Genomic DNA, 12449 nt, shown 5'->3' on the forward strand with positions numbered 1-12449 from the left:
GTCATAGCTTATTTACCATCTTCAATTTTACACTATTCTTTAATATATAAATATAGATGATTTAAAGTTGCGCTTTAGATATCTGTATATAGGTTAATGTTTTATTTATATCTTGTTTTTTGAGAAAATTAAGATATATATATTAAAAAGATTAATTTCACATAAAATATATAGTCTTTTTAAACTAAATTCGCAAAAAATCGTTACAATAGAATTATATTTAATACATATATAGGAGATTACCTATGAAACCTAAATTATTGTACGTCTGTTTGTTTATTATATTAGCAATTATTGGACATAGTTATGTTATTTATAGATACGTTTATGATGGTGTATTGTTTACTGGTCCTAATGATGGGATAGAACAGATGGTGCCAATTCAAATGTACTTATTTGATAATTGGAGTAAGGGGAATTGGTTTTACGCCTCTGACTTCGGTTTAGGGGGAGATTTTTTCACTGATTTAAGCTACTATTTCTCCACCAACATTATTTTTATATTAAATGTAGCGGTCATTGTACTACTTAAAATTTTCATTCCTTTAAACACTTCAGATGTTTTATTTTGGACAACAAATGCCCTAATTGTGTCAATCGTTAAATCTGCTATTGCTATGCTAGGAACCTTTATATTTGTGCGTAAAATTTCATTTAATCGCAATATCGCTATACTTGCTGCGTTTATTTTTGTTATATCACCGCTTTACTTTAGGTTCACTGTATACTGGCCATTTTTTAGCGATATATTTATATGGCTTCCACTATTGTTATGGTCCATAGAACGTTTCCTCAAAAACGGGAAAATAGGTTGGTTTATATTAATTGTTACTATTTCACTAATTAATAATTTTTATTTTGCATATTATCAGTTATTAACTGGTGTTTTATACTTATCAATTCGACTCTTATTCAGACATAAAAATGATTTAGTCCCTAAATTCAAAGCATTTTTGTCGTTGACTTTAGCATCTTTCGTTGCCTTAGGCTGTAGTTTGTTTATTTTTTTCCACGCCGTCCAAGGTTTCTTTAACAATAGACGTATACCTTTTGATAGCAAAGTTGATTTGTTTGAACCTTTTAATCAGAATACAAATGTTTTTTACGATAACTATTTAATTGTTTTATCTTTTATTGTTTTACAAGCGTTATTATCGTTTAAATTATATAAGCATTATTATTTTAAATTATTTGCATTATTTACCATTGTATCTATTGGCGCAAGTTTCATTCCATTTATCGACCAAGTATTTAATGGATTTTCTGCGCCCCAAAAGAGATGGCATTTTCTTATTGCATTAAATGCTGCAGTTTTAGTTAGTCTCTACATCAAATATTTTCGAACACTATCACTAAAAAATTATATCTTGTCATCTATAGTTGCATTAAGTTATCTATTTATCAGTGCTTGGTACTATAATGACTTTGTTTCGTGGTTGTGGTTTACACCTATCGTAAGCGTAATTGGCTTTCTGATCCTTTTAGTCAATGATGCAAAATCACGTGTTAAATTAACATATTTATTTATTATTTCTATTATGATTCTAAATTCATTAATTTCATTTGTCTTCATCCGTAATCAAATTTACTTTGAAGACCATGTTGAACGAGCTAATAAAAATTATATTAATGCCAGTCTTTTTAATACTCCTCTTCAACGACAATTAGTATCACAAATGACCCATCATAAATCTGAGGATGAACGTATTGATTGGCGTGTTAATGAACAAGATAATACACCTATGTATCAACATTTCAAAGGCGTGAGTATTTATTCAAGTATTTTTAACCATAACATTTTAGATTACTACTATGATGAGTTGAAGATTAATATGCAAGAGGAATCAGTCAGTAGGTATCAATCTACCAATGCACGTCAGAATATTAACAGCTTATTTTCAATCAAATATTTAATGCTTAAAGATTATCAAAATAACGTGCCAACATTTTTCAAGACAGTAAAAACCGAAGGACAGTATCAAATTTATGAAAATACATTGAACCTTCCGTCCGTTCGTGTAACTAATCAAGTTTATGATTCAAACTCTATTAATACAGCTATCGATAGAGAACATGCCATGATTGATGGCGTTGTAGTTAATGGTGAAGGAAAAGAATATACGGACACTTCAAAAAATTTATTAAACCAAACTCAAATATCATATAACAATATAAATAAGATGAACGGGCATCGTATACATCTTAATAACGATGATAGTCAAATTCAGTTGCACATCCCAGATCACCTGAGACAACGTTTTAATGATTTTTATTTAACTTTAAAAGTCAAACGCGGTTACCCAGATAGTAATTTCACTGTAAATATAAATGACTATGCAAATCATCGATTATTTAATAATTCTACGTATCGAACAGGCGTAGATACTCAACTTTATAAAACACAACCAGATGAACAGGGCAACATAAATATTAATCTCAGTCCAACTGGAAATTATCAACTAGATATCAAAAGTTTTCACGGGGAAAATTACCATAAATTACAATCTGCCCATGGCTCAAAAACCAATATAGGTAACTATCAAGATATTAAAAACGGTGTCAAAGTTGACTTAGCTTCACATCAAAAAGGAATTACTTCTATTAACATTCCATATCGTGACGGTATGACAGCTTATATTGATGGTAAAAAAACAGCGCCATTTAAAGTAAACTATATGATGACAGGCGTTTCTGTAAATAAAGATACGAAGCAAATAATTATCAAATATCGCCCTAAATATTGGTATACCATGATAATTATTTCCGCTATATTTGTATTAACTACAATTACCTGGTTAATTCGTAAAAAATTAAAAAACAAATAAATTACTATATAAAAGGAGTTTGTCAGAGATGAGGTATGACCATGTTTCGTAAGCTTTGGTCCAATAAAACAACAAGATTACTATGTATTATTTCGATGGGTGTTTTCGTTGCACTTCTTACATTCACACCTTATATTTATCGTTACCTAACCCAAGGCGTTGTTTTTAGTGGTTCTGGTGACGGTTATAGACAAATGATGCCTTTTCAAATGTACTTATATGAACATTTTAGCCAGTTCAAAAGCGCATACGATCATTCATTTGGACTTGGGGGCGATTTTGTACAAGATTTATCTTATTACTATTCAACCTCCCCCTTTACATATATTAATTTTATATTTGTATGGTTGTCGGAAGTAATATTTAATAGTAACCCAAGTCAAATTACTTTTTGGGCCAGTAATCAGTTAATCGTTGCCTTTATTAAAGGCGTAGCAACTTTTGTTATAACTTTTTATTACTTTAAATATTTAAAGTTTAAAAGTTATTCAATATTTTTAGCTGCATTGCTCTACGGAGCTTCTACAACAGTTATATACTTTAATTTTACGTGGTCTTACTACGGCGATTTGCTAATTTTTCTGCCATTATCATTATTAGGCATTGAACGTTTTTATAAAGAAAAAAAATTTGGTCTTTTTATTTTCGCAATAGCTTTAACACTTTTTTCAAATTTTTATTTTAGTTATTATGAAGCGATTGTGATATTAGCTTATGTAATTTATCGTTTTATATTCCCACATCCAACAGATATAGTTTCTCGCAAGCAGCAATTGTGGATGATTCCTATTGCAGTTATATTGAGCACATTAATTGGTATTTGGGGATTCTATACTGGAGTATCTTCATTTCTTAATAACGACAGAGTAAGTAATCCACATTTTAGTATAGAAATATTTACAGACTTTGCACGTCAGAAAAACTTTTTTAGCAATGGATTTTACATTACAGTATCGATGATCACTATCATTGCTTTATTTTCTTTCAAACTTTACAAACACTATTACTTTAGATTTTTTGCAATTGCAACATGGGTTATGTTAATTGGTTCATTAACACCTTATTTCGATAGTATGTTTAATGGTTTTTCAACTCCTGAACGGAGATGGATTTATATTTTCGCATTAACAACATCAGGATTGATTGCTTTATTTATTCAACATCTTTCTGAGTTAAATCTAAAATCTTATATCGTCTCCTGTTTACCAGTTTTTATAATTATGGGCACTATGTCATTTGTTGTGACTGATCAAAAAATTTCATGGATGGGCATATGTTTAATACTAATACTTTTCATAGCAGTTACATTGCTTAAAAAAGATCTATTGCAACAACGATGGGTTATATTTACCACCTTATGCTTGTTTATTGTGCAGCAAGCATTTATATTATCTAACAATCATTTTAATAACGTTAAAAACTACGAATCAACAATTTCAGCTATGCACGATGCTAAATATAAAAGTCCTGCGTTAACTAAAAAAATAAATATGATTAATCGGCAACATAATGACGATCCATTAAATCGAATTGATTATATGTCGCAATACGGTTTGAATTCGCCGATGCTATATCATTTTAATGGCACAGCGTTATATTCAAGTATATTCGATGGTGATATCTTAAAATATTACGATAAAACTTTACAAATCAACATGCACACTGATAAAAATAGTACGTATCGTTTATTATCTAATCGCGCTAATCTAATGGCTTTATGGAATGTACAAGATCGTATACGCCGTCCAAATGATTTAAATATCCCTTACGGTTTTAAACACGAAAGCACTGTTGAACATTCTAAAGAAGAATCATTTTTACATTCTACAAATCAAGTAGCATACCCGAGCGCACACATCACGGATAAAGTTTTCGATTCCAAAGACCTTAAATCACCATTAGACAGAGAGCAAGCCATGTTACAAGGCGTTGTATTAAATGATAGTAGCGTTTCATCCAATCAAACATTCACAGCCAATAAAAATTTATTAGCAGATGCGACATCAACATTTAGCAGCGCTCATAGAGATAAAGATAATCATTTAATCGTTTCTAAAGACAATGGAGGCATAAGTTATCATTTACCTAAATCTATTACCGACAAATACGAAGATATGTATGTCGAAATGGATGTAGAGTTGCTCTCACCTAACAAAGCACATGATGTTAGCGTTAACGAATATAGCCAACAACGCAATGAATTAAGCTACAAATATAGACGCTTTGTTACACCAGTAACCATGCGTGTTAAAGCAAATAAAGATTTAAATATTCAACTATCTAAAGGTGAGTATCGATTTAATATCAAAGGAATTTATGGTGAAGATTATCAAACGTTACGTAACGCTACAAAATCTTTAAATCCAGTCAAAGTTTCTCAACAACGTACTGGCTATACAGTAACTAAGCACAAAGAAGATGAAGGATACATTGTACTTCCTATGGCTTATCGTAATGGTATGAAAGCTTTTTCGGGCAAACAAGAATTGCCTGTCAAACAAGGTAACGGTATTATGACGGTGATTCTTACTGAGAAAGGTCAAGAAACAATCACCTTAAAATATACACCACCGCACACCATACTATTAATCACGCTGTCTCTTTTTGGCGTAATTTCCAGCATTGTCTTCTTATGGTGGTTAAGAAATAAATCTAAAAATAATATACGCGGTAGAAAATATCATTAAAAGTGCCAATACAAAATAAATTTCTTTATTTTGTATTGGCACATCGATATTAAAACATTACTCATTTAGCTAGTATACAAAACGCTACTTTTTAGTAACTATAAGAATATTTACTATCTATATACAGCTTGTGTAGGTCCAAATGGATATTTAGAGATCGTAGTCTCTATTTAAGCTCTATTAATCTCAGTAAAAGTTTCAAGATTTTTATATGTTATACATTGAAATAACTAACCATAATTAAAAATATATTCTGTTTATACTTACATCTTATCCCACAAATGTTAACTAGTACTCTTTGAATAACGAATTACATCTTGTATATTTATGTTCTTCTTTCTCATTGTCAGTAAACAAAAAAAGCGATCCTCATAAAGAGGACCGCTTTTTTTATGCTTATTATGCTGATTAACGAATTTCTTTAATTCTAGCAGCTTTACCACGTAATTCACGTAGGTAGTATAATTTAGCACGACGAACTTTACCACGACGTGGAACTTCAATTTTTTCGATTTTTGGTGTGTGTAATGGGAATGTACGTTCCACACCTACACCTGAAGAAATCTTACGTACAGTGAAAGTTTCTGAAATACCTCCACCACGGCGTTTGATTACTACACCTTCGAATACTTGGATACGTTCACGTGTACCTTCAACAATACGTACGTGCACTCTTAAAGTGTCACCTGGACGGAATGAAGGTAAATCTGTGCGTAATTGCGATTGAGTTACTGCTTCGATTAATTTGTGATTGCTCATTATTTTTCTCTCCTTCAACCTATGTTCTTGCCTTGACAAAATATAGCAGCGGATCATAGTGATTTTTCGTGTGTCGCACACTTAAAATATGTTAGCACATAGTCAGTCTTTTTTCAAATGCTTTTTATATCTTTCTATAATCTCTTTGTCTGCTTGTGACATTGTATCGTAATTCAAAAGATCTGGTCTCTTCGTCCAAGTTCTGATAATTTTCTGCTCATGACGCCACTTTTCAATATTTGCATGATTACCTGACAACAATACATCTGGAACACCCATCCCTTTATATTCACGCGGTCTTGTATATTGAGGGAATTCTAGCAAACCATCTTGAAACGAATCATCTTCGTGTGATTGTTGATTACCTAATACACCAGGAATTAGTCTAACAATTGCATCAGTCATTACCATTGCTGGCAGTTCTCCACCAGTTAATACATAATCCCCCATAGAAATCTCATCCGTTACTAAATGTTCACGAATTCTCTCATCATAACCTTCATAATGACCACAAATAAAAACGATATGCTCTGCTTGACTAAGTTCGTTAGCAATAGCTTGAGTAAATGGACGTCCTTGAGGACACATTAGTATAACTCTTGTATCAGCTGTCTTGTCGATACTATCCATCGCATTAAAAATGGGTTCAGGCTTTAATACCATCCCTTGTCCACCACCAAATGGGTAATCATCTACTTGGTTATGTTTATTTTCTGCAAAATGTCTAAAATCTACAGTATTGACTTGTAACACATCTTTTTCTTGAGCACGCTTCAGTATAGAATGATTTAACACGCCATTAAACATGTCTGGAAATAGAGTTAAATAATCAATCTTCATTAATCTAACAATCCTTCCATTGGGGAGATTTGAATACGTCTACCTTCGACATCAATTTCTTTAACTACGTCTGCAATATAAGGTATTAAATATTCTTTATCTCCTTTAACAACCCAAACATCATTGGCTCCTGTTTCAAAAATTTCTATAACACGACCAATTGGACTATCTTCTTCATCAAAGACCGTACAACCAATAATATCTGAATAATAATATTCATGTTCTCCTAATTCAATTTCCTCATGGTCACGTTCTTGAACTAACGTTTCTCCTTTTAGATGCTCAATATCGTTAATATTATTAATTCCTTCAAATGTTAACATATGCAGTCCTTTATGCATTCTGTACGAGGCAATCGTAAATGTTAATGATTCTTTGTCTTTACGCTCTATCTCAACGGTTTCCCCTGGCTGAAAACGTATATCAGTAAAATCCGAATTAGATTTCACCTTAATTTCTCCTTTAATCCCATGTGTATTTACAATCTTCCCTACTTCAACTTTCATATATGTTCCTCCATAATAATTTGGCTATTTCATTCATATTTGTTTATGTATATTCGCTATTTTATTAGCCTATTATAACACGTAAGTTCAATCACTGTGTCTCATTACATATAAAAAATAAAGCTTCTATAATATGACTTCATTTTTTATTTTTGTTCAACTATATTTGATATTTTTCAATAAAAAAAGAGCACCTCTGGAGGTACTCTTAGAAATATACACAATGTATATTAGGTTAAAAATTATTTTTGGTCATCAAATTTTTTCAAGATACCTTCTCTTGATAAAATGTTATGAACTGTATCAGTTGGTTTCGCACCATCTTTTAACCATTTAAGTGCTAATTCTTCGTCGATTTTAACTTCAGGTGCATTTACATTGTTAGGGTTGTAAGTACCGATTTGTTCGATATTACGACCGTCACGTGGTGCACGAGCATCAGCTGCTACGATACGATAGAATGGATTTCTTTTTGAACCTAAACGTGTTAAACGTAATTTAACTGCCATTTATATTCGCTCCTTTAATTTTCATAGTTTTTATTTTCTACAAGAAATAATAATAACAGTAATCCCCAACTTTGTAAAGAGTTTCTTCTTTACCAATTTCAATATTCTACAAATTTCTTTTCTCCAACTCAAAATGATATCGTATAAAATTTTAAATTATCCTAAACTTGACATTATTCACTAAAAAATATACATTGAAATTAAATTAAATAACGAATGCACTAGGGGTGTTTCTAACTGAGATGAGTCTGACTCAAACCCTTTGAACCTGATCTAGTTTGAACTAGCGGAGGAAAGTGTGAAGTCTAGCATATTTCAAAAACTTTTTGAATCACTACATATATGTTGATATTTCTAATACACAACTTTCTTTCTGAAGGGTTGTGTATTTTTTTTATGGAAAATTAAGGAGTGTATATAATGAACAAAAACGTAATAGTAACTGGCAGTAGTCGTGGATTAGGTGCAACCATAGTAAAAACACTAGCTCAGCATGGCCATAACGTTGTTATAAACTATCATAAAAGTGAAGCCGCTGCACAAAAACTTGTTGATGAAATAGGAACTCGACAAGCAATTGCTTTACAAGCAGATGTGACACAACGAAATGAAATTGACAGGTTAGTTGATGAAGCTACACAATATTTTGGCCAGATAGATGTTGTAATTAATAATGCACTAGTTGGATTTAAATTTGATCCTGTTCAACAAAAAGCATTTGCCGATTTGTCATGGGAAGATTATCAGCAACAAATTGATGGTACATTAAAATCAGCTTTCAATATATGTCAAAGCGTTATACCTCAATTCATCCAAAGACAAAAAGGTAACATCATCTCAATTGGTACTAATCTATTTCAAAATCCTGTCGTCCCTTATCATGAATATACAACAGCTAAAGCTGGATTGATCGGATTTTCACGTAATTTAGCTGCAGAATTAGGACAATATGGTATCACATCAAACATAGTATCTGGTGGTTTGTTAAAAACAACGGATGCAAGTGCAACTACAACAACTGAGGTCTTTGATTTAATTGCTCAAACAACACCACTCAAAAAAGTTACCGTACCACAAGATGTAGCTAATATGGTTGCATATCTCGTATCGGATCAATCTGATGGCATCACAGGGCAGAATTTTACAGTCGACGGCGGCTTAACAATGAATTAATAAGGAGGACTGAGTTATTTATGACACAAACAAAACATCTAAACATCGGTGTACTCATCTATGGATGTGGTCATCATCAAGCTGCATGGCGCATGCCTAATTCAAGCGTTGAACGTATTGGTGATATTACATATTATCAATCGTTAGCAATAATTGCAGAACAAGGGTTATTTGATGCTGTATTTTTCGCTGACAATCAATCGTTTCCTGCCACATCTAAAAGTGATATGCCAGCATTTTGGTTCGATCCTTTAGTTAATTTAACAGCATTATCGCAAGTTACTCAACACGTTGGACTAGTTGCTACAATATCTAGTACATTTTCTAACCCTTTTACAGCCGCTAGACAACTACTGAGCATCGATCACATTAGTCAAGGTCGCGCTGGTTGGAATTTGGTAACTTCGATGACAGATTTAGAAGCTGCAAACCATGGTATGGATCATTTACCTGAACATGAAGAACGCTACAAAAAAGCAGATGAATTCGCTCAAGTGATGAATCAATTACTTGAATCTTGGAGTGTTGATGACTTTTTACATAATAAAGAAGAAAATAGTTTAATTAATAATTCTGCAATCGCCCCTATCAATCACCAAGGTGCACATTTCAATGTTCAAGGACCACTAACAACACCAAGTAGCCCTCAAGGAAAACCAATTGCAATGCAAGCCGGTGCATCGGATCCTGGTATCGAATTGGCAACTAAATACGCAGACGCAGTCTATGCTGTCGCTTGGAATTTTGATCAAGCAAACAATTTTAAAAAGAAATTAAATCAAAAATTAAAACAACAGGGAAAGCCAGAAAATACTTTGAAAGTATTCCCTGGTTTAGTAACATATGTTGGACGATCATATGAAGAAGCATATGCAAAGAAACAACAACTTGATGAATCTTTAGAAGTTGATACAGCTTTAAATCAACTAGAGTTTTTTATTCGCCAAGATTGTCATAATTGGGATTTAGATGAACTTGTTCCATCATTACCACCCGCAGAATCTTTTAATGGTCCTAAAGGACGCTATCAAACTGTGTTAGAAATTATCAAAGATAAAAATCCAACATTACGAGAATTACTAGGCTATTTAAGCGCAGGTGGTGGACATTTAACACTTATCGGTACACCAGAGGACATCGTGGATGAAATGGAACGCTGGTTCGATGAGGGGGTTGCAGATGGTTTTAACTTAATGCCTCCAGTGTTCCCAAATAGTTTACAAGATTTCGTCGATGATATCGTACCTGAATTACAAAAGCGTGGTTTATACCGAACTGAATACGAAGGCAAAACATTTAGGGAAAACATAGGTATTCATTAATAATTTATTTTTATTGGAGTATTCTTTTCAAAACGTTTGTTATAAGCAAAATCGCCGAAATATAAGTGGTTTCATATCATCGACAAATCCTTCAACTTTGTAAGCAGCTTTTTGTGCACGCTTACCACAGACACTGCCTTAGCCTGTATTCTCCCCTTAAGAGTCATGCCAAATCACTACTAAAATAATAGTATAAAGATGATAGTACATATAAATTAAACAGTGGTTATGTGAGATTGTTTTGAATAAATCAATTGATAATAGAACCAACTTTAATCTGAAAGACCGTTCCTATTATGAAAAAATAGCTATAAGAATATAAACAAACTTTAGTTGATAGTTCTGCTAAAGTTTGTCTACGCTCTAAAACCAATACAAAAAAAGTAGTAATCCACGCTTTCGATGTGGATTACTACTTTTTGAATTATTGTTAGATTAAACTTTTTAAGAAACATACTTTAAAATGGTAAATTCATACCATTCATCATATTTTCCATTTGCTTACGCTTACCTTTTTTGCCTTTTCCGCCACCAGAAAATTGTTTCATCATTTTCTTCATGTCGTTAAATTGTTTCATTAGTCTATTTATTTCTTGAACTGAACGGCCAGAACCTTTAGCGATACGTTTTTTACGAGATACATTTAACTTCTCTGGTTCATTACGTTCGCTTGGTGTCATAGACTGAATAATCGCCTTAATATGATCGATTTGTTTTTCGTTCATATTCAATTTATCCATGCCTTTCATCTTGTTCATACCTGGTATCATTTTCATAATATCATCAAGCGGTCCTAGATTTTTAACTTGGTCTAATTGTTCTAAGAAATCTTCTAATGTAAACGATGAAGTACGCATTTTTTTCTCTAAATCTTTCGCTTTATCTTCATCAACATCTTGTTGCGCTTTTTCAATTAAACTTAATACATCTCCCATACCAAGGATACGTGATGCCATACGTTCAGGATGGAATGGTTCTAGACCATCGAGTTTTTCACTCATACCTACAAATTTAATTGGTTTTTGAGTTACGGATCTAATGGATAATGCAGCACCACCACGGGTATCTCCATCTAGTTTCGTCAGTGTTACGCCTGAAACGTCAAGCTGTTCATCGAATGATTGTGCTACATTAACAGCGTCTTGACCTGTCATCGCATCAACAACAAGCATGATCTCATCTGGTTTTGTAATTTCTTTAACGTCTGTCAATTCTTCCATTAAGGCCTCATCGACATGTAAGCGGCCTGCTGTATCAATAATTACAAAATCTAAATGTTCATCTTTAGCATGATTAATAGCATTTTCAACTATTTGTTGTGGCTTTACTTGATCACCTTCACTGTATACTGGTATATCAATTTGTTTACCTACAGTTTGTAATTGATCAATTGCGGCTGGACGGTATATATCTGCTGCAACAAGCAGCGGTTTTTTATTATACTTTTTACGCATTAGCAACGCTAATTTACCTGCAGTTGTTGTTTTACCTGCACCTTGTAAACCAACCATCATTACTACTGTTGGTGGTTTATTAGCCATTGTAATGGTTGAATTTTCCCCACCCATTAATTGAGTCAGTTCTTCTTGCACTATTTTAATTACTTGTTGTCCAGGTGTTAATGATTTCATTACATCTGAACCTAGTGCTCTATCTGATACAGTTTTGATAAAATCTTTAACGACTTTAAAGTTAACGTCTGCTTCTAATAATGCTAATCTAACTTCGCGCATCATCAATTTAATATCCGCTTCTGTGACTTTACCTTTACCACGGATTTTTTGCATCGTTCCTTGCAAACGATCGGACAATCCTTCAAATGCCATAT

9 protein-coding genes and 1 riboswitch are annotated in these 12449 nt (G+C 32.6%); of the genes, 4 read left to right on the top strand and 5 right to left on the bottom strand.

Annotation, left to right across the window (positions count from 1 at the left end; genetic code table 11):
- Window positions 1–245 precede the first annotated feature (245 nt).
- A complete protein-coding gene (locus tag ACM591_RS09515; protein ID WP_232164449.1) occupies window positions 246–2825 on the top strand; it encodes a YfhO family protein in 2580 nt (859 codons plus the stop codon).
- Between the two features lie 41 nt (window positions 2826–2866).
- Window positions 2867–5512: a YfhO family protein gene (locus ACM591_RS09520; RefSeq protein ID WP_326026844.1), complete on the top strand. Its 2646-nt coding sequence runs from the start codon at window positions 2867–2869 to the stop codon at window positions 5510–5512.
- Window positions 5513–5920: 408 nt separating this feature from the next.
- Here the strand turns inward: ACM591_RS09520 and rplS are convergent, their stop codons facing one another.
- The 4 genes from rplS to rpsP form a co-directional block, all read right to left on the bottom strand.
- On the bottom strand, window positions 5921–6271 hold the full coding sequence (rplS, locus tag ACM591_RS09525) for a 50S ribosomal protein L19 (RefSeq protein ID WP_029377484.1): 351 nt from the start codon (window positions 6269–6271) through the stop codon (window positions 5921–5923).
- 102 nt (window positions 6272–6373) lie between these two features.
- Window positions 6374–7111: a tRNA (guanosine(37)-N1)-methyltransferase TrmD gene (trmD, locus tag ACM591_RS09530; protein ID WP_038678365.1), complete on the bottom strand. Its 738-nt coding sequence runs from the start codon at window positions 7109–7111 to the stop codon at window positions 6374–6376.
- Complete coding sequence (gene rimM, locus ACM591_RS09535) at window positions 7111–7617, bottom strand: ribosome maturation factor RimM (RefSeq protein ID WP_029377487.1); 507 nt, start codon at window positions 7615–7617, stop codon at window positions 7111–7113. The genes trmD and rimM overlap by 1 nt, the downstream gene beginning before the upstream one ends.
- Window positions 7618–7859: 242 nt before the next feature.
- Window positions 7860–8126, bottom strand: a complete 267-nt coding sequence (gene rpsP, locus ACM591_RS09540; RefSeq protein WP_029377488.1) for a 30S ribosomal protein S16 — start codon at window positions 8124–8126, stop codon at window positions 7860–7862.
- A gap of 213 nt (window positions 8127–8339) precedes the next feature.
- A riboswitch (TPP riboswitch) is annotated at window positions 8340–8438 on the top strand.
- A 108-nt stretch (window positions 8439–8546) separates the two neighbouring features.
- Here rpsP and ACM591_RS09545 point away from each other — a divergent pair.
- Complete coding sequence (locus tag ACM591_RS09545; protein ID WP_029377489.1) at window positions 8547–9299, top strand: 3-oxoacyl-ACP reductase; 753 nt, start codon at window positions 8547–8549, stop codon at window positions 9297–9299.
- A 20-nt stretch (window positions 9300–9319) separates the two neighbouring features.
- Window positions 9320–10621: an LLM class flavin-dependent oxidoreductase gene (locus ACM591_RS09550; RefSeq protein ID WP_029377490.1), complete on the top strand. Its 1302-nt coding sequence runs from the start codon at window positions 9320–9322 to the stop codon at window positions 10619–10621.
- A gap of 458 nt (window positions 10622–11079) precedes the next feature.
- Here ACM591_RS09550 and ffh read toward each other — a convergent pair whose 3' ends face one another.
- Entirely contained in the window at window positions 11080–12447 is a 1368-nt protein-coding gene (gene ffh / locus ACM591_RS09555; protein WP_029377491.1) for a signal recognition particle protein, read from the bottom strand.
- Between the last annotated feature and the right edge of the window lie 2 nt (window positions 12448–12449).

This window comes from Staphylococcus sp. Ze2 (assembly GCF_048568365.1).
GTDB classification, from domain to species: Bacteria; Bacillota; Bacilli; order Staphylococcales; family Staphylococcaceae; genus Staphylococcus; species Staphylococcus xylosus.